A 24,923-nucleotide genomic window follows, 5' to 3' on the forward strand; every position below is an offset into this window, starting at 1 on the left:
CCTCCCTCGATCAGATGATCGGCGTGCTCCACGACTTCGGGGTGACATAAGGGCTGGTCAGCGTGGTGACCTCGGCGTCGCCGACGGTCAGCCGCAGCCCGGCGGCGGCCAGGTCGGCAGGCACCCGGATCAGGCCGAGCGCGGCGTCCAGGCCGACGCTGTGCACCGCGTGCACGACCTCGCCGATGCGCTCGCCGTCCACGGTGACCGGAGTGCCCGCCGCGGGCGCGTCCGCCGAGGTGGTGAACCCGACCGTGCGCATGCCCTCGGGCCCGGCGAACGCGGCGAGGACGGCGTCGCGGCCGACGAAGTCCTCCTTGGTGATGTCCACCAGCCAGTTCGCGCCCATCTCCAGGATGTCCGCCGCGCCCGCCTCGCGGTGCACCAGCGGCTGGCGCACCTCCAGCATGGCCAGCTCCAGCGCCTCCTGGCCCGCCGGGACGGCCTCGGCGACGGCGGCGTCCCACAGCCGCTGGGCCTCGGTCCTGGGCAGCAGCACCTTGTAGCCGTACTCGCCGGTGAACCCGGTGCGCGCGAACACGATCGGCACGCCGTCCCACTCGGTGTCCACGACGGACTCGAACGGCAGCGCGGCGAGCTCGCCGTCGATGAGCCTGCCGACCACGCCCCAGGAGTAGGGGCCCTCCAGGCCGAACAGGGTCAGCTCGGCCGAGCGGTCGGTGATCTCCACGCCGTCGCCCGCGAGGCCGGTCAGGTGCTCCAGCAGCCGCGCGCCGCCGCCGACCGAGCTCTCCAGCAGCATGCCGGTCTCCCGGCCCCACACCACGACCTGGTCGACCACGCGTCCGTCGGCGTCGAGCACCAGGCTCGTCATGCAGCGCTCGGCGGTCAGGTACTCGACGTCGCGGGCCAGCACGCGCTGGGCGAAATCGACAGCGTCCGCGCCGCCGATCTCGATGATCCGCGCGCCGGAGAGGTCCAGCACGGCGGCGCGTTCGCGGATGGCGCCGTACTCCTCGGCGAGCGTGGTGTACCGCAGGGCGACCCTGGCCTCCAGGATGTCGCCGTGGACGGCGCCTGCGGGCTGGGCGATCGGGGATTCCATGTCAGGCCTTTCCGTGTGCGGGGTCTGCGATGCTGATGGAGCCTTCGGCCGCGACCTGCCCGTCCACCCGGGCGGTGACCTTGTACTCGCCGAACCCGCGCCCGCCCGCGGTGCGGTCGGCGGTGATCACGAGCTGGTCGCCGGGCACGACGGGGCGGCGGAAGCGCATCGACCGCACCCCCGCCAGGTAGCTGATCCTCCCTGCGCCCGCGAGCGCGAACACCACGCCCGCGAGCTGGGCCATGGCCTCGATGACGACCACGCCCGGCAGCACGGCCTCGTCCGGGAAGTGGCCCTGGAACCACATCTCGGTGCCCGCGACGTTCTTGACCGCGGTCCCGCTGACGCCCGGCTCGACCTTCTCGACCCGGTCCAGCAGCAGCATCGGCCAGCGGTGCGGCAGGATCGCGCGCACCTCGTCGTGGGTGAGGCGGGTGGGCGCGGCGGTCGCCGTCATGCGCTGGTCTCGGCGAGGGTGAGCGCGGGGTCGACGTGCCCGGCCAGGCGCGAGACCGAGCCGAAGACGGACATGTCGCTGTCGTAGAGCGCGACGCCGAACTCGGCCTCGATGGCCACGTACAGCTCCAGCACGTCGAGGCTGTCGAGTTCGAGGCCGCGGCCGAACAGCGGCTGGTCGTCGGTGATCCACTCCGGCTCGATCGGCAGGTCCAGCCGGGAGACGATCATCCGCTTGATGCGCGCGCACGTCTCCCGGCGCGCGGCGGCGGCGGCGCGCAACTCATCGATGGTCATATCGACTGCCCCTCACGGTTCTTCGCTTGGCTCGATGTGGACGGTCAGGCCAGCCCGCCGCCGTTGGCCACGACGACGGTGCCGGTGATGTAGGAGGCCTTCTCCGAGGCCAGGAACGTCACCAGGTTTGCGATCTCCTCCGGCCTGCCCATGCGGCCGAGCCGGATGCGCGACTCGTAGCCGCTGCGGATCTTCAGCGGGATGGCCCTGGTCATGTCGGTCTCCACGAACCCGGGCGCGACCGCGTTGACCCGCACGTTGTGCGGCGCGGCCTCGGCGGCCAGCGTCTTGGAGAAGGAGATGATCGCGCCCTTGGACGCGACGTAGTTGGTCTGGCCGGGGAACCCGCCGTCGAGGCCGCTGGTGGAGCTGATCGCCACGATCGACCCGCGCTGCTGGTGCTGCATGATCCGCATCGCCTCGCGGCAGACCAGGAACGTGCCGAACATGTTGATGTCGAGCGTCTCGCGGAACATGTCCGCGCTCATCGCGATCAGGTGCCGGTCGCGGGTGACGCCCGCGCTGGTGACCAGCACGTCCAGTCTCCCGTGCTCGGAGCGCAGCGCGCGGAACATCTCGTGGACGGCGGCCTCGTCGGTGACGTCGGCCTGCGCCGTGCTCGCGCTGCCGCCCTCGGCCTCGATCTGGGCGACGACCTCCTTGGCCTTGTCCTCCGACCGGGAGTAGTTCACGACGACGTGCACCCCGTGGGCGGCCAGGTCCACCGCGACGGCCCGGCCGATCCCGCGCGATCCGCCGGTCACCACCGCCACCGCGCCTTCGCTGAACATCGACGTCTCCCCGTGTGTAGACCGCTAGCCAGCGTGCACGGCCACGCTACTGACCTGCGTTTTCTTTCCCCTATCAGTTCGATATCCCCGGCATTGACGGGCTCGCGCGCATGGCAGACATTGGCTGCCATGGACGTCGACGTGCTGATCGTGGGCGGGGGACCGGTCGGCTTGTCCTCGGCCATCGAGTGCTCCCGCCACGGCCTGAGCAGCCTGCTGGTGGAGAAGCACGCGGGGACCTCGATCTTCCCCAAGGCCCGGCTGGTGACCACCCGCACGATGGAGCTGGTGCGCGCCTGGGGCATCCAGGACGAGGTGGAGCGCGCCGGTCTACCGCGCGAGGACACCCTCGCCGTCGGCGTCGGCACGTCCCTGACCGCCGACGACTTCCACCGCGCCGCGGCCCCCATCGCCGAGGACGCGCCGCACAGCCCGACCTACGCCTTCATCTGCGCCCAGGACAAGTTCGAGGTGATCCTGCGCTCGCTCGCGTCATCGGGGTCGGACGTCCGCTTCGGGACCCGCATGGAGTCGCTGGCCCAGGACGCCGACGGCGTCACGGCGCGCCTGTCGACCGGCGAGGTCGTGCGCGCTCGCTACTGCATCGCCGCCGACGGCGCGCGCAGCGGCATCCGCTCGTCCCTGGGGATCGGCGTGGACGGCCCGCCGCCGCTGGGGCACATGATCAGCATCATGTTCGACGCGGACATCGTGCACCTGCTGGAAGGCCGCATGTGCGCGCTGTACTTCCTGCGCAGCGAGATCCCGTGCGCGGTCGAGGCGGTGGACAACCAGCGGCGCTGGATGGTCCAGACCGGCTACGACCCGGCCGAGGGCGGCAGCGAGGCCGACTTCACCCCGGAGTTCTGCGTCGAGATCGTCCGCGCCGCCGTCGGCGTCCCCGACCTCGACGTGTCGCTGGTCGGGATCATGCCGTGGCTGCAACAGGCGGTGACGGCCCAGCGCTTCCGGTCGGGCCGCGTGTTCCTGGCAGGCGACGCCGCCCACGTGACCACGCCGCAGGGCGGGTTCGGCATGAACTGCGGCATCCAGGACGCCCACAACCTGGTGTGGAAACTGGCCGCCGTCACCCAGGGCCGCGCGGGCGAGGCCCTTCTGGACACCTACGAGACCGAACGCCACCCCATCGGCGCCCGCACAGTCGAGGAGAGCCTGGCCAACGCCTTCATCACCTTCCGCATGATGGAAGGCGAACTGACCCTGTCAGAGGCGATCACCCTGCAAGCAGGCAGACGCAGCTCCGAGGGCCTGGTCCTGGGCTTCCACTACACCTCAAGCGCGGTTATCCCCGACGGCACGCAGCCACCCCCCGTGCCCGACCCCTACCGCACCTACACCCCCACAGCCCGCCCCGGCCACCGAGCCCCCCACGTCTGGCTGACCCGCGAGGGCCGAGAGCTGTCCACACTGGACCTACTAGGCCCCCACTTCACCCTAATGACCCCAACCGGCAGCGGCTGGTCCCAAACAACCCCTGACCAGGTGAAAACGGTGGAGATCTCCCCCGACGAATCCCCCACCTGGCCCAAGGAATACGGCACCACCCCCACCGGCGCCGTCCTGATCCGCCCCGACGGCCACGTAGCCTGGCGCACCCCCAACCCCCCAGAAACTCCCGAGACCTTAAGCACGATTCTCCAGACCGTACTCAGCGCCCCAGTCGACCGCTCTGCCCCCTTGCTCCCTCGTCCTGGCCGTCTTTAAGCCTGGGATGGCGGTGTCAAGGGCAGGCGAAGCCTGTCGCGCAGCGACGCCGAAGGCGCCCTTTACACCGCCATCCCAGGCTTAAACAATCGAGGCCGAGGGAGCACCCCCGCGCTAAACCGCGGAACCGCCGAGCACGCAGAACACCTCAAGCAGGCACAAGCGCAGCCCGCGATCGAGCACACCCGACACGCCCCACCCGAGCCGCAGCCCGCCGCAGCACCAACGGAAACCCACCCGCCATCGCACTGAGCCGAGCGACCTCCCCAGCCTCAGCCGCCACCCACTCCCGCCCCAACAACATCGCCAACAACGCCCGGCTCTCCTCCACCCCCAACGGCTCCAGGAACAACTGCCGAGCCCCGAACCGGGCCTCGAACTCGTCCAACGGCTCCCGGCTCGTCACGATCACCCGGCAATGCGGCCCACCAGGCAGCAACGCGGCCACCTGAGCGCTGTCGGAAGCGTTGTCCAGCAGGACCAGCATCCGCCGCCGCGCCACGCTGCTGCGGTACAGCGCCACCTTCTCCCCGGGATCGTCCGGAATCGCACGGACCCCGAGCGCCCGCAGGAAACGGTCCAGGACCGGCCCGCCCGCGGCCAGGTCGGCGTACAGCTGCCCGTCCGGGAAGCGGTCGAGCCGCTGGTGCGCCCACCGCAGCGCCAGCGCAGTCTTGCCCACCTCGCTCGGCCCGCACACCACCACCGCGCCGGGCGCGTCCACGCCGTCGGACAGCGCCTCGTCCAGGAACGCCGTCTCCGCGACCCGGCCCGCGAACGGCAGGGGCTGGCGGGGCAGCTGCGACGGCGTCTCCACCGGGACCGGCGACGGCAGCGCGTCGCGCAGGATCTGGTCGTGCACGACCCGCAGCTGCGGCCCCGGCTCCAGCCCGATCTGCTCCACCAGCGCCCGCCGCGCGTCCTGATACACGCGCAGCGCCTCCGCGCGCCGACCGGATCGGTAGTGGGCGACCATCAGCTGCGCCCGCGCCCGCTCGCGCAGCGGGTGCTCGGCCACCAGCGCGGCCAGCTCCTTGCCCACCCGGTCGTGCAGGCCCAGCTCCAGCTCCAGTTCCGCGCACGCCTCGGCGGCGTCCAGCCGGGCCGACTGCAGCCGGGCCGACTCCGCGCGCAGGCCCGGCACGTCCTCGAACGGCACGCCCCGCCACAGCGCCAGCGCCTCGCGCAGCAGCGCGACCGCGCCCATCCGGTCCCCGCACGCGCGCGACCGGGCGACCAGCGCGTTGAACCGGCACCAGTCCGCGTCGTCGTCCGACAGCCGGATCACGTACCCGGGGCTCGCCGTCGTGATCACCTGCGGCACCGACCGCCGCAGCCGCGACACCAGGATCGCCACCTGGCCGCGCGCGCTCGCGGGCGGCGACCCCTGCCACACCGCGTCGATCAGCCGGTCCACGCTCACCACGCGGTTGGCGTCGAGCACCAGGCGGGCCAGGACGGCGCGCTCGCGGGGGCCGATGTGCACGTCGCCGCCGAGGACGCGCACCGGCCCGAGGATGCCGATCATGCGCGCTCGATCTCGTCAGCGGCTCGCGCCGCGCCGCCCGCCGCCGCGATCGCGGCCGCCATCTCCCCGGCCCGCGCGGCGTAGGACGCGGTGCCCATCACCGAGCCGACCGCCTCCACCAGCGCCGCCGCCGACAGCGTCGCCGGGTCGAGCGCGACCCCCAGCCCCAACTCCTCGATCCGCCGCGCGGTCGGCCGGTCCAGCGCCGACGTCGGCACGCACACCATCGGCGTGCCCGCGCGCAGCGCCTCCATCGCCGTCCCCATGCCCCCGTGCGTCACGCACAGCGACGCGTGCTCCAGCACCGCCACGTGCGGCACCCAGCGGTGCACCTCCACATTGGACGGAAGCTCGCCCAGCGCCGCCGGGTCCAGCCCCTCCGCCACGGTCATCACCGCGTGCCACGGCTGCCCCCGGAACGCCTCCACACACGTGCGGAAGAAGTCGGCGTGCTCGTTGAACACCGCCCCCAGCGACACCAGCACCACCGGCAGCCCGCTCGACGGCGGCTCCCACGACCCGAGGAACCCGCGGTCGCCCACGCACGGCCCCACGAACACGAACCGCGAGTCGAACGTCTCGCCCGCGTACTGGAAGTCCCGCGGCACGGTCACCAGGCTCAGCGACGGCACCTCGAACCACAGCTGCGGCGGCTCCACGGCCACCCCGTGCTCGGCGCACAGCTCGCCGATCCGCCGCATGGTCGTCATCACCCACGACGGCATCTCCGCGGGCTTCTCCTGCGCGCCACCGGGGTTGTACATCGCGTTCAGGTACGAGAAGTGCTCGTTGGAGGCGAACACCGGGATCACCTGCGCCGAGGGCACGCCCAGCTTCCTGGCCAGGATCCGGCCAGCGAACAGGATCGACGTGTCGTAGACGAGCACGTCCGGCCGCGACGGCAGGTCCACCGCCAGCATCGCCGCGCTCTCGTCCAGCAGCAGGTCCATCAGGTACCCGGGGTCCTCGGCCACCTTGCGGAAGTCCGCGTCGCGGTAGCGCGACTCGTAGGTCACCACCGAGGCCCCGGCGTCGGTGGCGATCCCGGCCATGCTCGCCGCGGTCAGGTAGGTCACCTGGTGCCCGCGCCGCGCCAGCTCGGTCACCATGGCCAGGTTGGGGATGACGTGCCCGTGGTCGGGATGGCACAGGAACAGCAGATGCATGCGCTCGCCTCCGGGAGATCCGGCCGCCACGGTAAGTCGGCGGTCGCGCGCGGTGACACCCCTAACCCCGACCCCTAGGCCTACTCCGCGTTCGGCCTAATCGCCGATACCGCCACAAGCACCAGTGCAAGGGTGCTGACCTGCGAATATAGGGGTTACCCCAGGTTTTTCCCCGGCTTAGGCTGGCGCGGAGTCGGACACCACGAAAGGGCGGCCATGACCACGCTCGTCTGGGACTACACGCGCGAGTACGAGGCCGAGCGCAAGGACATCCTCGACGCGGTGGAGACCGTGTTCTCCTCCGGCCGCCTGGTCATGGGCCCCAGCGTGGCGGGCTTCGAGCAGGAGTTCGCCGCCTACCACGGCGTCGCGCACTGCGTGGGCGTCGACAACGGCACCAACGCCATCCGCCTTGCCCTGCAGGCGCTCGGGATCGGCCCCGGCGACGAGGTCATCACCGTCTCCAACACCGCCGCCCCGACCGTGGTCGCCATCGACGCGGTGGGCGCCACCCCGGTCTTCGTCGACATCCACCCCGACACCTACCTGATGGACGTCGCCCAGGTCGAGGCCGCCGTCACCGCGCGCACCCGGTGCCTGCTCCCGGTCCACCTCTACGGCCAGTGCGCCGACCTCGCCCCGCTGAAGGCGCTCGCCGACAAGCACGGCCTGCACCTGCTGGAGGACTGCGCCCAGGCCCACGGGGCCCGCCACCACGGCGTGGTCGCCGGCGCGACCGGCAACGCCGCCGCGTTCTCCTTCTACCCCACCAAGGTCCTCGGCGCCTACGGCGACGGCGGCGCCACGATCACCAACGATCCCGCGGTCGACGCCAACCTCCGCCGCCACCGCTACTACGGCATGGAGAAGACCTACTACGTCGTCGAGACCCCCGGCCACAACTGCCGCCTCGACGAGGTGCAGGCGGAGATCCTGCGCCGCAAGCTCACCCGCCTCGACGACTACATCGCCGCGCGGCAGGCCGTCGCCGCCCGGTACGCCGACGCCTTGGGCGACACCGATCTCGTCCTGCCCGCGACCGCCGAGGGCAACACCCACGTGTACTACGTCTACGTCGTCCGCCACCCGCGCCGCGACCAGATCCTGGAAGCGCTGAAGGCCCACGACATCGTGCTCAACATCAGCTACCCGTGGCCGGTGCACACGATGACCGGCTTCGCCCACCTCGGCTACGCCAAGGGCAGCCTGCCGGTGACCGAGGCCGTCGCCGACGAGATCTTCTCCCTGCCCATGTACCCGTCGCTGCCGACCGACGTGCAGGACCGGGTCATCGACGCGGTCAGGCGCGTCCTCTAGGGATCAGGCTGCGCAGGCACAGCACCAGCGACCGCGCCTGGATGTTGACGTAGAAGCTGTGCCGCAGCAGCTCCTCGTACTGGTGCAGCGTCAGCCAGCGGTACCGGGGGTCGTCCGGCGCCACGTCGGCGTCGGTCTCCACGACCATGTACCGGTTGCGCGCGCCCAGGAACCGCCCGCCCTCCTCGGAGAGCACGGTGTCGAACCGCACCCGCGACGAGGTGAGCACCTCGTCGAGGAACCGCGGCCGCCCGGGCAGGTGCGCGTAGTTCTCCGGCACGCACTGCACGGTCGGCGCCAGCTCGGTGACGTCGGCGTACCCCGGCTCGGTCCGCGCGTGCGTCAAAATGTGCAGCACGCCGTCGATGGCCTTGACCAGGAACGCGATCACCCCGGTGCCGACCGGCTCGACCATGGGCTGCGACCACGCGGCGACCTCCCGGCCCCCGGCCTCCACCCGCACGCCGACCACCGAGAAGAACCCGCCGGTGCGGTGCGCGATGCGCCCGTCGTCGTAGAGCCAGTCCGGCAGCCCCGCCAGCGGTCCGCGCTCGACCCGCAGGTCGGTGTGCGTGCGGACCTCGGTGATCCAGCTCAGGATGTCGCCGAGCCCGTGCACGCTCGGGGACGCCGGGTCGGCCGAGCGGACCAGGGCCGAGGTGAAGTCGTCCGCCGCCGCGCGGGCCAGGGCCGCGCCGCCGCCGGGCAGGCACGCCAGCACGGTCCGGGCGTCCATGTTGACCAGGTCAGGCACGGACATCAGCTCGGCGATCTGGCCGAGCGTCAGCCAGCGGAACCCCTCCCGCTCCTCGACCGCGTCGACCTCGACGACCATGTTCCGGTTGCGCTTGCGGTAGAACCACGCGCCCTGCTCCGACTGCCGGATGTCGATGACGACCCGCTCCGGCGAGCGGAAGTGCTCCAGGTACGGCACCGCCTTGCCCTGGTGCACCCCGGTGTAGTTGCTGCGCGTGGCCTGCACGGTCGGCGAGATCTGCAGGCCGTTGGGGTTGCCGGGCTCGTGCTTGGCCTGCATCAGGCAGTGCAGCACGCCGTCGATCTCGCGGACCAGGATGCCCAGGATGCCGATCTCCGGCTGGTTGATGATCGGCTGGCGCCAGTGCGGCACCGGCGCGCCGGGCAGGTCGACGCTCAGCGACTCGACGGTGAAGAACTTCCCGGTGTGGTGGCGCAGGTTGCCCGTCCCCGGCTCCACCTGCCAGCCCGCCAGCTCGCCGAGGTCCGCCCGCTCGACCCGCATCCACCACCGGTCGGCCAGCCCGGCCAGCCACCCGGCCACCTCGGCCGGTCCGGTGTGGAGCATCGAGTCGGCCACCCGCTCGACGGGGTTGCGCGTGGGTGCGGACACCGGGACTCCCTCTAGTAGTGCGGCAGCAGGCCGTCGGCCAGCGCCTCGGCCAGCGTCGGCGCGTCGCGGTCGCGCCGGGACAGCACGGCCCCCGCGGGGATGGGCAGGTTCAGCTCGGGGTCCAGCAGCGACACCGCCAGCTCGTCGGCGGGCTCGTAGCCGCGGGAGAGCAGGTAGCAGACGGTGGAGTCGGGCTCCAGCGCGACGAAGGCGTGACCGAGCCCGGCGGGCAGGTACACCGCCCGGAAGTCGGCCAGCTCCACGCTGTCCCACTGCCCGAACGTCGGCGACCCGACCCGCAGGTCGACCACGAAGTCGAGCACGCGCCCGCGCGCGCAGTGCACGTACTTCGCGCAGCCCGGCCGAGTCCTGGCGTAGTGGACCCCGCGCGCCACCCCGTCCCGGGAGACGCTGGTGCTGACCTGCGCGACCGGGAACAGCGGCCGGAACTCCCGCTCCTCGAACGGCGAGACGAACAGCCCGCGGTCGTCGCGGTGGAGGTCGGGGGTGAAGGCCCAGGCTCCGCCGACGGCGAGTTCGCGCGCTTCCACCCGCCCAGCTTCCGACCGGGCACGACCGGGGTAAACCCCTATGGACCGAGGATAGGGGTACCCGCCGTGTCCTTTGTGGAGGCGACCACGCGCGCGACGCCCTCGGCGAGTCCTGTCGTGGCCCGCCAGCCGGTGACCTCGGTGAAGGCGCGCGGATCGGCCACGAGCCCGCGCAGGTCCATCGCGGTCGCGTGCGGCGGCGGGGGCACCGACAGCACCGGCACCGGCGGCCGCCCAGTCCGCTCGGCGACGGCCGCCGCGATCGTCTCGAACACCGTCCGCACCGGGACGCCCTGCCCGGACCCGATGACCCAGTGCCTGCCTCTGAGCGCGTCGAGATGCCGCACGGCCAGCAGGAACGCCTCGGCGACGTCCTCGACGAACACCAGGTCGCGCAGCATCGACCCGTCCCCCCAGACCGTCAGCGCCTCGCCCGCCACCGCCCGCCGCGCCATCGCCGACACGACGCCCCGGTCCAGCGGCCCCGGGCCGTAGACGGTGGGCAGCCGCAGACAGCAGCCACCCGCCGCCACCACGATCCGCTCGGCGGCCAGCTTCTGCCGGTCGTACTCACTCTCCGGCGCGTCCGGCTCGCTCCCGTCGATCCACTCCCGTCCCGGCCCCACCTGCGAGGTCGACCCCGCGACCACCACCGGCACCCCGCTCGCCGCCGCCGCCCGCACGATCCCGACGTTGACCGCCTCGGCCGCAGCCGCCTGCCCCGGCTCAACCCGCCACGACCCGCTCCCGGTGTGCAGGACCAGCGACAGCACGACATCCACACCCGCCACCACCTCCGCCGCCCGCCCAGGCTCCGTCAGGTCCGCCCTCACCACCTCATGCGGCGACCACCCCGGATTCCGCGCCACCACCCGCACCCCCAACCCCGCCCCCGCCAACCGCTCCGCCACCACCGCCCCGACAAACCCCGACCCGCCGAGCACCGCCACCTTCATCCGAGCACCCTCTCCCGATGACCCGCAGCCACGGTCCAACCGCCGCCAACCGGGTCCACGACCGCCGGATACCGCCACCCGAGCACCTCCATCCGCTGGCCCGAACTCACCGGCATCGCTTTCACCCGAGCACCTTCATCCAATGACCCGCGCCGCCAGACCAGCCGTCACCAGCTGGCCCGCCACGGCCGAGCGCCATCTCCATCGAAGCACCTTTGTCCGGTAGCTCGGGCCTGCGGGCCAGCCGGGCCGCCACGGCCGCGCGCCGCCGCTTGCACCCGAGCACCTTCGTCCGGTGGCCCGGAGTCGCAGGTCAGCCGTCGCCAGCTGGCCCGCCACGGCCGAGCGCCATCTCCACCGGAGCACCTTTGTCCCGTGGCTCGGGTCTGAGGGCCAGCCGGGCCGCCACGGCCGCGCGCCACCGCTTGCACCCAAGCATCCGTATCCGCTGGCTCGCACTCGCGGCCCAGCCGGTCGTCCGTCACCGTCGCCTGCACCGGAGCACCTAGGTCCGGTGGCCCGGACGCGCAGGCCAGCCGGACCGTCCCTCACCGTCGAGCACCCTCATCCGAGCGCCTTCACCCGGTGCCCTGCGCCCGCGGCCAGGCCAGCCACCCCCACCGTCCGGACCGCCGTCACTGCCACCCCCGGCGCCCTCACCCGATGACCCGCACCTCGGGCACGTACACGATCCACTTCCCGCCCGACTCCCGGAACGCCGTCTCCTTCGCCATGATCTCCTCGGCGTGGTTCCAGGCGAACAGCAGCGCGTACGGCGGGTAGTCGGCGGCGAAGTCCGCCGGGGGCCGCACCGGGATGCCGGAGCCGGGCGCGAGCCGGTGCTGCTTGGCGGGCGTCGTGTCGCTGATGAACTCCACCAGGTCCGGCCCGATCCCGCACAGGTTCGTGATCGTCGCGCTCTTGGCCGTCGCGCCGTAGCCCACGACCCGCTCGCCGCGCTCGCGCAGGTCGGTCAGCAGCGTGACCAGGTCCGAGCGGATCTTCTGCACCCGGGAGGCGAACCCGTCGAGCGTCGTCCGCGATGCCAGGTCGGCCTCGGCGGCCAGCAGCTCGTCCACCGCCGAAGTCCGGGGCCGCGCGCCGGGCCGGGCCAGCGTGTAGCGCACCTCGCCGCCGTGCACCGGCAGCCGCTCGACGTCGACCAGCTCAAGGCCGTGCCTGCGCGCCATCTCGTCCACTGAGCGGGCGGAGAACAGGAAGAAGTGCTCGTCGTAGATCTGGTCGAACGACGTGCGCTCGACGATGTCGCCCAGGTACGGGTCCTCGAACACGAACACCCCGTCGTCGGCGAGCAGCGCGTCCACCCCGCGCAAGATGGAGCCCATGTAGGGGATGTGGCACAGCGTGTTCGCCGCGTAGATCACATCGGCCGGACCGTCCGCCGCCCGGATCTCGCGGGCCGTGGCCTCTTCGAAGAAGTCCTTGCGCACCCGCACGCCCGCCGCCGCGGCCAGGTCGGCCACCGCCCCGGACGGCTCCACCCCGAGGTGGCGCACCCCGGCCTCGGCGACCACCCGCAGCATGGTCCCGTCGTTGCAGCCCAACTCCACGATGAACGACGCCCCGGCGGCCAGGAACCGCTCCGCCGCGGCTCGGAAGTGCGCCCGCATCACCGACGACCCCTGGCTGACATAGGGGTAGTCCTGGTGGAACATCCGCTCGCGCGGCACCTCCTCCATCAGCTGGACCATCGAGCACGTCCCGCACACGCCGACGGCCAGGCGGTAGAAGAACTCCTCGCTCGGGTCGTCGGGCAGCCGGAAGGCGTCCGACAGCGGCTGCCGTCCCAGGTCCAGGAACTCGGTGACGGCGCCCGCGCAGATGCGGCAGGTGGACATGAGCGCTTCTCTCTGCTCGAAGGGGAATCAGCGCACCGGGGCGCTGGCGAGCCGGTGCGGCAGGTCGGCCCGGCCGGTGACGCCGAGCTTGCGGTAGACGCGGGTGAGGTGCTGTTCGACGGTGCTCACGGTGATGTAGAGCGCCCGGCCGATCTCGCGGTTGGTGTGCCCGGTGGCGGCCAGCTCGGCGACGCGGCGCTCGGACTCGCTGAGCACCGGGTCGGCCCAGTCGGCGATGGCGCGCGCGGGCTCGCCGCCCGGCGTCGCGGCGCCCAGGTCGGCCATCGCCCGCGCGAGCCCGGCCCGGTCCCCGCAGTCGCGCAGGCACTCGACGGCCTCGCGCAGCAGCGCCGGGCGGTGCGCGGGCTCGCGCGCGGCGGCCAGCAGGCGCAGCGACTCGCCGCGCGTGCGCTTGTCGCAGCCGGGCATCCGCAGCTGTTCGCTCAGGTGCCGGTCGGCGACGTCCGGCCTGCCCAGCAACAGGTTCGCCTCGGCAAGGTGCGTGCGCCACGGGACCAGCGCGGGCAGGTCGACGCCCCACGCCCGCATCCGCCGCCCGCAGTTCTGGAAGTCGCTGATGGCCGCCAGGACGCGTCCCGTCGCCATCAGCGCACGGCCGCGCGCGTGCAGGTAGCGCAGGCCGCACAGGGTGTCGAACATGGCCTCCGGCACCCGCAGCCGCATCAGCTGCTCGACGACGGCGTGCCTGCCGAGCACGGTGTTGGCCGCCATCAGGATCGACAGCGGGTACCCGATCGACACGCCCCAGCCCTGCGGCAGCAGCAGGCCCATCGCCGCCTCCGCGCGCGCCGCCGCGGCCACCGCCTCGCCCCGGCGCAGCGCGATGTCGGCGCGGACGCCCTCGACCATCGCCTGCCAGGTCGGCGCGCCGCGGCGGGCGGCGTCGGCGGCCAGCCGCTCGCACCACTCCGCCGCCCGCTCGGTCCCGCCGCCGTGCGCCAGGATCAGCAGCGCCGTGGCCACCATCTCCGGCGCGGTGTGCCCCGGCCAGCTGTTGCTGAGGATCAGCTCGGCGGCGGCGACGGTCGCGCCGTCGGCCTGCCCGGTCCAGATCGCGCCCAGCGTCCGCGCGGTTGCCGTCCACGGGTCGTCGCCCTCGGCTGACAGCGCCTCGGCGGCGGCCGCCACCGGCCCCCGGCCGTGGAACCACTGGGCGATCATCCGCAGCTCGGCGGCGCTCTGCGGGTCCAACGGCTCGGGGGCGTCGGCGAGCATGCCCAACGCGCGCAGCGCGGTGTCCTGGTCGCCGGTCCACAGCGCATGGCGCACCAGCGTCACCGCGTCGCGTCCGCGCAGCTCACCGGCCCACATCGCGGCGTGCAGGGGTCCGATGTGGGCGGCGGCGGCCGACGGGTTGGTCCACCACAGCGCGCGCACCAGCGCCTTGGTCACCTCCAGCCGCTGGTCGCCGTCGCGCAGCGCCAGTTCCAGCAGCCGCACCGCGCCCGCGGCGTCGTCGCCGGTCATGGCCTGCTCGGCGGCGTCCAGCAGCACCGGCACCGACCAGCCCGCCACGACCCGGTCGGCGGCCAGCAGGTGCGCGGCCACGGTCGACGCCGCCGCGCCGCGCTGATAGCGCAGCTCGGCGGCCACGGTGTGCATGGTCGAGCGCTGCGCGACCGGCATCGCGGCGAGCACGGCCGCGGCGGCTGCGGCGTGCCGGAACCCGCCGTCGGTCAGCAATCCGGCGCCGGTCAGGATCCGCTCGGCCCGATCGGCGACGTCCGGCGTGGTGCCCGCCAGCCGGGCGACCAGCTCGCGGTCGCGCTCGTCTCCGAGCACCGCGACGGCCCTGGCGACGTCGAGCAGGTAGGGCTCCCAGCGGTGCAGGCAGGCCAGCACGGCCCGCCCGTACGCGGGCCCGGCGCGCTCGTCGTCCGCGGTGATCCCGGCGGCGAGGTCGTCGGCCATGGCCTGCACGAGCATGGGGTTCCCGCCGCTGACCCGGTGCCAGACGGGCGCGAGGTCCGGCCGGTCGGGCAGCAGCGCGGCGATGCCCGCCTCCGACAGCGGCGCCAGCCCGATCCGGTGGTGCTGGCGCCGGGTGATCTCGGCGTGGAAGACCGGCAGCGTCGGCTGCGGCTGCTCCCACTCCGTCAGTGCGATGAGTACCCGCGCGGACGCCATCCGCTTGCGTAAGTACAGGATGAACTGCAGCGACGAGCTGTCGGCGAACTGCACGTCGTCGATGCCCAGCACGACGGGACGCTCCCGGGAGAGCTCCAGCACCGCCGAGCACACCTCGTGCACCATCATCGCGCAGCCCTGCCGCATCGTCCGCGCGTCCGACCCGGACTCCTCGTCCGCCCTCGGCGACACCACCCGCGACATCCGGTCGGCCACGGCGGGCGGCAGCCCGGCCCCGTGGAACAGCTGATCGATCACCCCGGCCCGCAACGCCCGCTCCGCCCGCGACCCGGTAGCGGTGAGCAGCAAAGCCCCCGCCTCCCGCGCGTGCGCGCAGAACCGGTTGAGCAACCGCGTCTTGCCACTGGCCAAACCACCGGTGATCAGCGCCAACCCGCCGTGCCCCGCACGGCAGTCCTCGAACAGTCCCATCAACTCGGTGAGCGCCGTGTCGTGGTCCGTTCGTACCATTCGACATGCCCCCTAACGGCTTGTGGCCAAGCAAGTCTCATATGGACGCTTTAGGCGGTCTGCCGCTGGTTTATAGCACGCTCGCCACGCAGTTCGGGTAATGAAGAAACTTTGCGAATCGGTTTACGCCTGTGCTCTCAGTGGTCGCCCTTTAGCACGCTCCGCCCCTGGTGGGACCGCTGGACGGGCCTTCTTTACCCGGAATTCGCCTATTCCGGTGCAGCCGATAGGCCGAAAAGCGTAGATATCAGAATTGGTAGTACAGGAAGGGGCTGAAGGTGCCCGTGGCGACCAGGATGGCCGCCCACAGCATTCCCGGGACCATCACCGCCACGCGCAGGGCGGAGGCGGTGCGGGTGCGGGAGGACTCCAGCATGGGGCCGGTGACCGGGGCGGCGGGGAGGAAGACCACGGCGAGGGCGATCAGGAGGGTCACCAGGGCCTGGTTGTTCAGCGCGGTGTCCACCTCGGCCGTCAAGCCGGTGAAGTCCGGCAGCAGCATGTGGCCGATCATCACCAGCGCCTGGCCCATGTCGGCGGCGCGGAAGAAGACCCAGCCGAGGCAGACCAGCAGGAGGGTGAGCGCGCGGCGGCCGACGCGGGCGCGGCGGTCGGCGGGCGCGTGTTCCCAGCCGAAGCCGCGTTCCATGATCAGCAGGGCGCCGTGGAACAGGCCCCAGACCAGGAACGTCCAGTTGGCGCCGTGCCACAGGCCGGTCAGGACGAAGACGATGAACAGGTTGCGGTACGTCCGCCCCGCCCCGGACCTGTTGCCGCCCAGCGGGATGTAGACGTAGTCGCGGAACCAGCGGGACAGCGACATGTGCCAGCGCCGCCAGAACTCCGTCACCGTCACCGACGAGTACGGCCGGGCGAAGTTCTCCGGCAGCCGGAACCCGAGCATGCGCCCCAGCCCGATCGCCATGTCCGAGTAGCCGGAGAAGTCGAAGTACAGCTGCAGGGTGTAGGCGATCGCGCCGAGCCAGGCGATCGCGAAGGTCATCTCGTCGGCGGGGGTGGTGAAGCACTGCTCGACGACCGGGCTCAGCGAGTCGGCGATGATCACCTTCTTGCACAGCCCGAGCGCGAACCGGGGGAAGCCTGCGGCGATGTCGTCGAGGCGGTGCGTGCGCAGCTGGGGGAGCTGGTCGGCGATCTCCCGGTAGCGCACGATCGGCCCGGCCACCAGCTGCGGGAACATCGCGATGTAGGTCACGAACGCCACCGGCTGCCGCAGCGCGGGCCGCTCGCCGCGGTAGATGTCCACCACGTAGGAGATGTGGTGGAAGGTGTAGAACGAGATCCCGATCGGCAGCAGCAGCTCGATCACCGGGAAGTCGCCGCCGAACAGCCGCATGAACCCGGCGATCTGCTCGGTGGCGAACCCGGCGTACTTCCAGATGACGAGGATCGCCACGTCGAGCCCGACGACGGCGTAGAGCAGGTTCCTGCGCCGCCTGCGGTTGGTGTCCCACTCGTCGGGCTCCAGGTACGGCCCGACGAGGAAGTTCACCACCATGCAGAGCAGCAGCAGGATCGTGCTCGGCCCCGCGCCGACGGTGTAGAACAGCAGGCTGGCGAAGGCGACGATGCCGTTGCGCCAGTGCCGGGGCGCGACCAGCACGGCCAGCAGGACCAGTGGCGTGAAGAACCACAGGAACAGCGGGCTCGCGAACGACATCATTCCCCCTCTCGGGGGCAGACTTTAGCCGCTCCCGATCCCCCATTAGGCGGATACGGTCAGACCCTCCCGGCCACCCGCCGCCTGCGCGCCGCCTCGGCCAGGACGACGCCCGCGGCGACGGAGGCGTTCAGCGACTCCACGCCCGCCGACATCGGGATCGAGATGGTGGCGTCGCACGCCTCCCGGACGAGCCGGGACAGCCCCCTGCCCTCCGAGCCCACCACGACCACCAGCGGCGACGTCGCCAGGGAGAAGTCGTCGAACGGCAGCGTCCCGTCGGCGTCGAGGCCGACCACCATGAGCCCCTCGGCCGCGTACGCGCGCAGCTGCCGGGTCAGGTTCGTCGCCACCGCGACGGGCAGCTTCGCCGCCGTGCCCGCCGACGTCCGCCACGCCACCGCGGTCATCCCGGCGCTGCGCCGCTGCGGCAGCAGCACGCCGTTCGCGCCGAACGCCGCTGCCGAGCGGATCACCGCGCCCAGGTTGCGAGGGTCGGTGACGCCGTCCAGCGCGACGATCAGCGGCGGCTCGCCGCTGTCGGCGGCCGCGGCCATCAGGTCGTCGGGGTGGGCGTACTCGAACGGCGGCACCTGCAGCGCCAGGCCCTGGTGCATCGCGCCGCCGGTGAGCTTGTCCAGCTCGGCGCGCGAGACCTCCAGCACCGACACGCCGCGGTCGGCGGCCATGTGCACCGACTCCTTGACCCGGTCGTCGGCGTCGATGCCCAGCGCCACGTACAGCGCGGTCGCGGGCACGCCCGCGCGCAGGCACTCCGTCACCGGGTTGCGCCCGGCCACAAGCTCGTTGGCGGGCTTGGCCCCGCGCGCCTGCTCCCGCTTGGCCGCCGCGTTGGCCTTCTTGTACGCGACGTGGCCCACCCGCTCCTCGGCCTTGGGCGTCGGTCCCTTGCCGCGCAGCCCGCGCCGCCGCTGGCCGCCGGAGCCGACGACCATGCCCTTCTTCGTGCCCGCCTTGCGGGTGGCGCCCTGGCGCTTGGAGTTGCCTGCCACGTCTACTCGTCCTTCAAAGTCCACTTCGGACCGTCGGGGGTGTCCTCGACGGCGACGCCCGCGGCCAGCAGCCGGTCGCGGATCGTGTCGGCCAGCGCGAAGTCGCGGTCGGCCCTGGCGCGCTGGCGCTCCTCCAGCAGGCTGCCCACCAGGTCGTCCAGCGCGGCGCGCAGCCCGGATTCCGCCGACGAGGAGTCCGCCCACGCCAGCGGGTCCAGCCCGAGAACGTCCATCATGGACCGGACCGACGCCGCAGCCGCCCGCGCGCCCGCGTCGTCCCCGGCGTCCAGCGCCCGGTTGCCCGAGCGGACCGCGTTGTGCACCTCGGCCAGCGCCGCGGGCGTGGCCAGGTCGTCGTTCAGCGCGGCGACGAAGCCCTCCGGCAGCTCGCCGGGCTCCACCGAGCCCGTGCGGGCGACCACGTTGCGCACGAACGACTCGACCCGCTGGTAGGCGCGCTCGGCCTCGGCCAGCGCGGCCTCGCTGTACTCGATGTTCGACCGGTAGTGCGGGCCGACCAGGTAGTACCGCAGCTCCTGCGGGCGCACCCGCCGGACCATCTCCGGGATCGAGACGGTGTTGCCGAGCGACTTGGCCATCTTCTCGCCGCTCATCGTCACCCACGCGTTGTGCATCCAGTAGCGGGCGAAGCCGTCCCCGGCCGCCCGCGACTGCGCCTGCTCGTTCTCGTGGTGCGGGAAGATCAGGTCGATGCCGCCGCCGTGGATGTCGAACTCCGACCCCAGGTAGGTCGCCGCCATCGCCGAGCACTCCAGGTGCCAGCCGGGGCGCCCGGCGCCCCAGGGCGTCGGCCACGACGGCTCGCCCGGCTTGGCGGCCTTCCACATCGTGAAGTCCCGCGGGTCGCGCTTGCCCGCCGCGGTGTCCTCGCCCTGCTGCACGTCGTCGAGCTTCTGCCGCGACAGCTCGCCGTAGGCGGGGTAGGACGACACCGCGAAGTAGACGTTGCCCTCGGCGGCGTACGCGCTGCCCGCGGCGATCAGCCGCTCCATCAGCTCGACCATCTGCGTGACGTGCCCGGTGGCGCGCGGCTCCACCGACGCGGGCAGGCAGCCCAGCAGCGCGTACGCCTCCTGGAACGCCCGCTCGTGGGTGGCTGCCCACTCCCACCACGGCCGACCAGCGGCGGCGGCCTTGGTCAGGATCTTGTCGTCGATGTCGGTGACGTTGCGCACCAGCGTGACGTCCAGCCCGCCACGCGCCAGCCACCGGCGCAGCACGTCGAAGTTGAGCCCGCCTCGCATGTGTCCGATGTGCGGCACGCCCTGCACTGTCGCGCCACAGACGTAGATCGACGCCTTGCCGGGTGTCCGGGGCGTGAACTCGCGCGTCGTGCGGGTCGCGGTGTCGTACAGGAACTGAGGCACGGGGGCTCCGTGAGGGATAGACGGAACAGCGGTATGGCCGGAATGGTAGTGGTCGACGTCACTCAGACCGCGATGTCATAAGCATTCAGCATACTGACCAGCGAATCGGGCCGGTCCTGCGTCGGCACGGGAGCCACCCGCCCGAACCGGCAGCCCAGCGCCGTCGCGCCCCCGTCGGCCTCCGCGCTGTCGCCGATCATCAGCGTCTCCGCCGGGGCGACCCCGATCCGCTCGCACGCGATGGCGAAGATCTTCGGGTCGGGCTTGACCACTCCCTCGACGTAGGACAGGACGTACGCGTCCACCTCGATGCCGTGCAGCTCCAACGTCGGCCGGATGTCCCAGGCGATGTTGCTCAGCACCCCGACCGGCAGCCCCGCGTCCCGCACGGCCCGCACCGCGGCGGCGGTGTCCGGGTACGGCTTCCACGACGCCGGGTCGATCATCTTGGCGTAGACCTGCTCGACCAGGCCGGGCACGACGTCCATCCCCGCGGCCCGGTACGCCGCCAGGTACACCCGCCGGTGCGTCTCCGGGTCCAGGTCGCGGCGGTCCCAGTCGGCCCGCAGGTCGTCGGGCAGGTGCCGGGAGGGGCCCAGCGTCAGCTGCACCATGATCTCGGTCTGCTCGTGCCCGTCCAGCCCGGTCCCGTCCAGCCACGACACGTCCGGTTCGAGGCGGAAAAGGGTGCTGGAGAAGTCGAAGAGGACGCCGCGGATGGTCACGTCCCCCACGGTAGCCGCCTGACCGCTATGCGAGATCGAGGAGCAAAGCGGTTGCGACGGCCGCCACACCCTCGCCGCGTCCGGTCAGCCCCAGCCCGTCGGTCGTCGTCCCGGACACCGACACCGGCCCGCCGACCGCGGTCGACAGCGCCTCCTGCGCCTCCGCCCGCCGCGTCCCGATCTTGGGGCGGTTCCCGATGACCTGCACCGCGGCGTTGCCGACCCGCAGCCCGGCCGCGGTCAGCAGTCGGCGCACCTCGACCAGCAGGTCCACGCCGCGCGCGCCCGCCCAGCGCGGGTCCCCGGTGCCGAACACCGCGCCCAGGTCGCCCAGGCCCGCCGCCGACAGCAGGGCGTCGCACAGGGCGTGCGCGGCCACGTCGCCGTCGGAGTGGCCTGCGCAGCCGTCCACGCCGTCCCACCGCAGCCCGGCGATCCAGCACTCCCGCCCGGCCTCGACCGGATGCACGTCGGTGCCGATCCCGACCCTCACAAGCCCTCCACCAGCACCTTCTCCGCCACCGCCAGATCGTGCGGCGTGGTGACCTTCATCGCCGACGGGTGCCCGGCGACCGTGGCCACCGGCACGCCCAGCTTCTCCACCAGCCCGGCGTCGTCCGTCGCGGAGACGCCCGACCCGTGGGCCCTGACCAGCGTGTCCACCGCGAACCCCTGCGGGGTCTGGACCACGCGCAGCGCCGACCGATCCGGGGTGTCCAACACCACACCGTCGGCATCCACCCGTTTGACGGTGTCCGTGACGGGCAACACGGGGACGACGGCCTCCGACCCCGCCGCCACCGCGTCCACCACCCGCGCCACGACCTCCGGCGGCGTGAACGCCCGCGCCGCGTCGTGCACCAGCACGATCCGGACGTCGGGGAACGCCGCGACCGCGTGCCGCAGCGCGGCGCCCACGGAGGCCGTGCGGTCGGCGCCGCCGGGCACGACGTCCACCGGCAGGCCGTCGACCAGGGCGGACACGGCGTCGACGTCGTCGGGCGGGGCCGCGACGACAACATGCCGCACGCGGCCCGCGTCAAGCAGGCCGCGCACGGCATGGACAAGCAGGGGTACACCGCGGACAGGCACGAGCGCCTTGGGCATCCCGTAGCCGAGACGTTCTCCACGGCCGGCCGCGGGCACCAGCGCCACGGCCGAGTTCAGTTGTGTCACGGGCGGACTTTAGACCGCCGCGGCTGCCAGCACCTCGTCGAGCAGCACCTCGGCCTTGCCCTCATCGGTGCCTTCGGCCAGCGCCAGTTCGCTCACCAGGATCTGCCGGGCCTTGGCCAGCATCCGCTTCTCGCCCGCGGACAGGCCACGGTCCTTCTCCCGCCGCCAAAGGTCACGCACCACCTCGGCCACCTTGTTCACGTCGCCGGACGCGAGCTTCTCCAGGTTGGCCTTGTACCGACGCGACCAGTTGGTCGGCTCCTCGGTGTGCGGAGCGCGCAGCACATCGAACACGCGGTTGAGGCCCTCCTGGCCCACGACGTCCCTGACGCCCACGATCTCGGCGTTGTCTGCGGGAACGCGGACCGTGAGGTCGCCCTGCGCGACTTTGAGGACGAGGTACTTCTTCTCCTCGCCCTTGATCACGCGGGTCTCGATCGCTTCGATGAGTGCGGCACCGTGGTGCGGGTAGACGACGGTCTCTCCGACCTTGAAAACCATGTGTCCTCTGCCCCTTTCGCTGGCTCCATCTTAACACGAGTCGCACTCCCGAACAGCTCAACCCGGATTCGGTCTCCGCAGGTCACAGGCCAGATGGGGGGTTGACAACGCCCCTTCGGACGTGCTCACCCAGCTCCGCCCGCGAATGGCAAAATCTCCACAGTGGACCTGATCGCCGATCGTGGTTTCGCCCACCACGCGCGGGCGCGGGCGATCGCGCGGGCTACTCTTCGGTCCGGAAGAACGCAGCAAGCCTCGACCGCAGGAGCCCACCCGTGAGCCGTGCACAGCAGAACTCGACCGGTCGGCTGCGCCGCGCGTCCCTGGCCATCGGCCTGGCCGCGCTCCTGGCCACCACGGCCTGCGGCGCCGGGCAGATCACCCAGACCGACTCGCAGCGGCCCGCCGTCAACGGGTCCAGCGTCGACGCGGGCGCCATCGCCGTCCGCGACGCCAGGCTGGCCTACCCCCACGACGGCCACTACAGCCAGGGCGGCCAGGCGGCGGTGATCGCGTCCCTGATCAACACCGGCACCGAGGCGGACACCCTCGTCGAGGTCACCAGCCCCATCGCGGGCAAGGCCGAGCTGACCGGCGACACCGCCCTGCCCGGCGGCGTCGCCCTGGCCGTCGGCACCCCGAACGAGGACTTCCACCCCGAGACCACAACCGCCGCCCCCACGACCACCACCGCGCCAACCACCACCGGCACGGAGACGACGGGCGCGACCACCACGACAACGACCCCGGTCGCCACGACGGGGGCGATCGAGCTGGGCAAGCTGCAGATCCTGCTCACCGGCCTGACCGAGGACCTGTACCCGGGCCGCGTCTACCCGGTCACCTTCGTCTTCGCCAAGGCAGGCGCCGTGACGGTCGAACTCCCCATCGCCGCCCCCACCGACCCCCGCGAGTCGGAGGACCACGGCAACACGGGCGAGCACTAACTTCTAGACCTGACTGTCGGGGCGGCGCCGCGTTCTGCGCCCGCCCCGACGGCTCGGCTCTGCGGCTCCTCACGTGGCAGAGCAGGGTTAGCCGTGGTGGCTGTCGCACCCGCACGCCGGATGGTCGCCGATCTCTCGGCACTGCTTTGAGACCTCCAGGACGGCCAGCCACTCGAACGAGTGGTCTCTGTGGATGGCTGCTGGCTCAGCCCTGGCGCTTTCAGGTCCAGACCGCTGCTCAGCGCCCATCGGTATGAGCTCCTCCATTCATTCGGAGTGTCGCTTCCGTTTTTGTCGTTCCCCTTCGATAGGATCAGAACCAAGGGGGTCTGCCCCCTGGGTGGGCGGGGTCTGTCCCAGGTGGGGTGGGGGGTGGGGTGGGTGTTGCTTGTGGGGAGGTGTCGGGTGGGGGCGATAGCGTCAGGGTGTGGCGAGTAAGAGTGGGTTTCGGTGTGAGGAGTGCGGCGCCGCTGTTGTGAAGTGGGTGGGGCGGTGTCCGGAGTGCCAGGCGTGGAACACCTTGCGGGAGGTGGGGGTCGGGCGGCCTGGGCGGGTTGCCGCTGGGGCTCCTAGTGCGCCTGCGCGGCGGATCGATGAGGTCGATGTCGAGTCGGCTCGGGCCCTGTCGACTGGGGTGGGGGAGCTTGACCGGGTGTTGGGTGGGGGGCTCGTGCCGGGAGCCGTGGTGTTGTTGGCGGGGGAGCCGGGGGTGGGGAAGTCGACGCTGCTGCTCGAGGTCGCCTACCAGTGGGCGCGGCGGGCCAATGGGCCCACTCTGTACGTCACGGGGGAGGAGTCGGCGGGGCAGGTGCGGTTGCGGGCCGAGCGCACGGGCAACGTGGATCCGGGGATGTTCCTCGCCGCCGAGAGTGATGTGTCGGCGGTGATGGGGCACGTGGACGACATCAAGCCGGGGCTGCTCGTCGTCGACTCGGTGCAGACGTTGTCCTCGCCCGACGTCGACAGCACGCCGGGTGGGGTGACGCAGGTGCGGGCGGTGACGGCGGCGCTGGTCGCGTTGGCCAAGGACCGGGCGCTGCCGGTGCTGCTGGTCGGCCACGTCACCAAGGAGGGGTCGATCGCCGGGCCGCGGGTGCTGGAGCACCTGGTCGACGTCGTCCTGCTGTTCGAGGGCGACCGCCACTCCAGCCTGCGGATGCTGCGCGGGGTCAAGAACCGGTTCGGGCCTGCCGACGAGGTGGGGTGCTTCGAGCTGGTCGACCGCGGCATCGTCGACGTGCCCGACCCGTCCGGGCTGTTCCTCAACCGCCACGACGTGGGCGTGCCCGGCACGGCCGTCACGGTCGCCATGGACGGCAAGCGCCCGATGCTCGTCGAGGTCCAGGCGCTCGTCGCCAGCTCGCCGCTCAACACGCCGCGCCGGGCGGTGAGCGGGCTGGATTCGGCCCGCGTGGCCATGGTCCTGGCCGTGCTGGAGCGACGCGGCGGCGTCCGCCTCGGCGACCGGGACGTCTTCGCCGCGACGGTCGGCGGGATGAAGGTCGCCGAGCCCGTCGCCGATCTCGCCGTGGCGCTCGCGGTCGCCACCGCGGCCAAGGACGTCGCCCTGCCGCCGGACCTCGTCGTCCTCGGCGAGGTGGGGCTGGCGGGGGAGGTGCGCCGGGTGGGCGGCGTCCGCGCCCGGCTCGCCGAGGCGCTGCGCCTGGGCTTCACCAAGGCCCTGATTCCGCCCGACTGCGGCGACGTCCCCGACGGCCTGCAGGTGCGCATCGTGCGCGACCTGGGCTCGGCCATGAACAACCTGCAGGTCCTGCGCGAATGACCAAGGGGC

At 72.3% G+C, this 24,923-nt stretch carries 22 protein-coding genes; 4 read left to right on the forward strand and 18 right to left on the reverse strand.

What is annotated here, in order from left to right:
* Nucleotides 1-10 precede the first annotated feature (10 nt).
* The 4 genes from Actkin_RS01935 to fabG are packed head-to-tail and all read right to left on the reverse strand — an operon-like array spanning nt 11 to nt 2,610.
* Nucleotides 11-1,066, reverse strand: coding sequence for an aminomethyl transferase family protein (locus tag Actkin_RS01935; RefSeq protein WP_189208705.1), 1,056 nt, complete (start codon nt 1,064-1,066; stop codon nt 11-13).
* 1 nt (nt 1,067) lies between these two features.
* Nucleotides 1,068-1,523, reverse strand: a complete 456-nt coding sequence (gene fabZ, locus Actkin_RS01940) for a 3-hydroxyacyl-ACP dehydratase FabZ (RefSeq protein ID WP_258905636.1) — start codon at nt 1,521-1,523, stop codon at nt 1,068-1,070.
* Nucleotides 1,520-1,819, reverse strand: coding sequence for an ApeE family acyl carrier protein (locus Actkin_RS01945; protein ID WP_258905637.1), 300 nt, complete (start codon nt 1,817-1,819; stop codon nt 1,520-1,522). The genes fabZ and Actkin_RS01945 overlap by 4 nt, the downstream gene beginning before the upstream one ends.
* A gap of 44 nt (nt 1,820-1,863) precedes the next feature.
* A complete protein-coding gene (fabG, locus tag Actkin_RS01950) occupies nt 1,864-2,610 on the reverse strand; it encodes a 3-oxoacyl-ACP reductase FabG (RefSeq protein ID WP_189208702.1) in 747 nt (248 codons plus the stop codon).
* A 129-nt stretch (nt 2,611-2,739) separates the two neighbouring features.
* Between fabG and Actkin_RS01955 the strand changes: the two genes are divergently transcribed.
* Entirely contained in the window at nt 2,740-4,335 is a 1,596-nt protein-coding gene (locus tag Actkin_RS01955; RefSeq protein ID WP_258905638.1) for an FAD-dependent monooxygenase, read from the forward strand.
* 148 nt (nt 4,336-4,483) lie between these two features.
* On the opposite strand, the gene Actkin_RS01960 is transcribed toward Actkin_RS01955, so the two are convergent.
* Nucleotides 4,484-5,863 carry an AfsR/SARP family transcriptional regulator gene (locus Actkin_RS01960; RefSeq protein ID WP_258905639.1) on the reverse strand — a complete coding sequence of 460 codons (1,380 nt, stop codon included), beginning with the start codon at nt 5,861-5,863 and terminating at the stop codon, nt 4,484-4,486.
* Nucleotides 5,860-7,029, reverse strand: coding sequence for a macrolide family glycosyltransferase (locus Actkin_RS01965; RefSeq protein ID WP_258905640.1), 1,170 nt, complete (start codon nt 7,027-7,029; stop codon nt 5,860-5,862). The genes Actkin_RS01960 and Actkin_RS01965 overlap by 4 nt, the downstream gene beginning before the upstream one ends.
* A gap of 216 nt (nt 7,030-7,245) precedes the next feature.
* Here Actkin_RS01965 and Actkin_RS01970 point away from each other — a divergent pair, with 216 nt between their 5' ends.
* Complete coding sequence (locus tag Actkin_RS01970) at nt 7,246-8,346, forward strand: DegT/DnrJ/EryC1/StrS family aminotransferase (protein ID WP_258905641.1); 1,101 nt, start codon at nt 7,246-7,248, stop codon at nt 8,344-8,346.
* Here Actkin_RS01970 and Actkin_RS01975 read toward each other — a convergent pair.
* The 12 genes from Actkin_RS01975 to Actkin_RS02030 form a co-directional block, all read right to left on the reverse strand.
* Complete coding sequence (locus tag Actkin_RS01975) at nt 8,330-9,715, reverse strand: NDP-hexose 2,3-dehydratase family protein (protein WP_309569102.1); 1,386 nt, start codon at nt 9,713-9,715, stop codon at nt 8,330-8,332. The genes Actkin_RS01970 and Actkin_RS01975 overlap by 17 nt on opposite strands.
* Before the next feature lie 11 nt (nt 9,716-9,726).
* Nucleotides 9,727-10,266 carry a dTDP-4-dehydrorhamnose 3,5-epimerase family protein gene (locus Actkin_RS01980; protein WP_189208697.1) on the reverse strand — a complete coding sequence of 180 codons (540 nt, stop codon included), beginning with the start codon at nt 10,264-10,266 and terminating at the stop codon, nt 9,727-9,729.
* A gap of 38 nt (nt 10,267-10,304) precedes the next feature.
* Nucleotides 10,305-11,222, reverse strand: coding sequence for an NAD-dependent epimerase/dehydratase family protein (locus Actkin_RS01985; protein ID WP_258905642.1), 918 nt, complete (start codon nt 11,220-11,222; stop codon nt 10,305-10,307).
* A gap of 656 nt (nt 11,223-11,878) precedes the next feature.
* Nucleotides 11,879-13,081: a class I SAM-dependent methyltransferase gene (locus Actkin_RS01990; RefSeq protein ID WP_258905643.1), complete on the reverse strand. Its 1,203-nt coding sequence runs from the start codon at nt 13,079-13,081 to the stop codon at nt 11,879-11,881.
* A gap of 27 nt (nt 13,082-13,108) precedes the next feature.
* Complete coding sequence (locus Actkin_RS01995; protein WP_258905645.1) at nt 13,109-15,700, reverse strand: AAA family ATPase; 2,592 nt, start codon at nt 15,698-15,700, stop codon at nt 13,109-13,111.
* A 247-nt stretch (nt 15,701-15,947) separates the two neighbouring features.
* Complete coding sequence (locus Actkin_RS02000) at nt 15,948-17,381, reverse strand: MBOAT family O-acyltransferase (RefSeq protein WP_258905647.1); 1,434 nt, start codon at nt 17,379-17,381, stop codon at nt 15,948-15,950.
* Between the two features lie 59 nt (nt 17,382-17,440).
* A complete protein-coding gene (gene rlmB / locus Actkin_RS02005; protein WP_189208693.1) occupies nt 17,441-18,394 on the reverse strand; it encodes a 23S rRNA (guanosine(2251)-2'-O)-methyltransferase RlmB in 954 nt (317 codons plus the stop codon).
* A 2-nt stretch (nt 18,395-18,396) separates the two neighbouring features.
* On the reverse strand, nt 18,397-19,782 hold the full coding sequence (gene cysS / locus Actkin_RS02010) for a cysteine--tRNA ligase (RefSeq protein ID WP_189208692.1): 1,386 nt from the start codon (nt 19,780-19,782) through the stop codon (nt 18,397-18,399).
* A 62-nt stretch (nt 19,783-19,844) separates the two neighbouring features.
* Nucleotides 19,845-20,507, reverse strand: a complete 663-nt coding sequence (locus Actkin_RS02015; protein WP_189208691.1) for an HAD family hydrolase — start codon at nt 20,505-20,507, stop codon at nt 19,845-19,847.
* 25 nt (nt 20,508-20,532) lie between these two features.
* Nucleotides 20,533-21,000: a 2-C-methyl-D-erythritol 2,4-cyclodiphosphate synthase gene (gene ispF / locus Actkin_RS02020; RefSeq protein ID WP_258905651.1), complete on the reverse strand. Its 468-nt coding sequence runs from the start codon at nt 20,998-21,000 to the stop codon at nt 20,533-20,535.
* The gene (gene ispD / locus Actkin_RS02025; RefSeq protein WP_258907832.1) at nt 20,997-21,674 is read right to left on the reverse strand and encodes a 2-C-methyl-D-erythritol 4-phosphate cytidylyltransferase; all 678 of its coding nucleotides are present in this window, start codon (nt 21,672-21,674) and stop codon (nt 20,997-20,999) included. Before ispD ends, ispF begins: the two co-directional genes overlap by 4 nt.
* A gap of 18 nt (nt 21,675-21,692) precedes the next feature.
* Nucleotides 21,693-22,184, reverse strand: a complete 492-nt coding sequence (locus tag Actkin_RS02030; RefSeq protein ID WP_189208689.1) for a CarD family transcriptional regulator — start codon at nt 22,182-22,184, stop codon at nt 21,693-21,695.
* Nucleotides 22,185-22,459: 275 nt separating this feature from the next.
* Between Actkin_RS02030 and Actkin_RS02035 the strand changes: the two genes are divergently transcribed.
* Both Actkin_RS02035 and radA read left to right on the forward strand, forming a co-directional pair.
* Nucleotides 22,460-23,131, forward strand: a complete 672-nt coding sequence (locus Actkin_RS02035) for a copper chaperone PCu(A)C domain-containing protein (RefSeq protein ID WP_258908097.1) — start codon at nt 22,460-22,462, stop codon at nt 23,129-23,131.
* 427 nt (nt 23,132-23,558) lie between these two features.
* Nucleotides 23,559-24,914 carry a DNA repair protein RadA gene (gene radA / locus Actkin_RS02040; protein ID WP_189208687.1) on the forward strand — a complete coding sequence of 452 codons (1,356 nt, stop codon included), beginning with the start codon at nt 23,559-23,561 and terminating at the stop codon, nt 24,912-24,914.
* Nucleotides 24,915-24,923 lie beyond the last annotated feature (9 nt).

This window comes from Actinokineospora sp. UTMC 2448 (assembly GCF_024760565.1).
In the GTDB taxonomy this organism is placed as follows: Bacteria; Actinomycetota; Actinomycetes; order Mycobacteriales; family Pseudonocardiaceae; genus Actinokineospora; species Actinokineospora fastidiosa.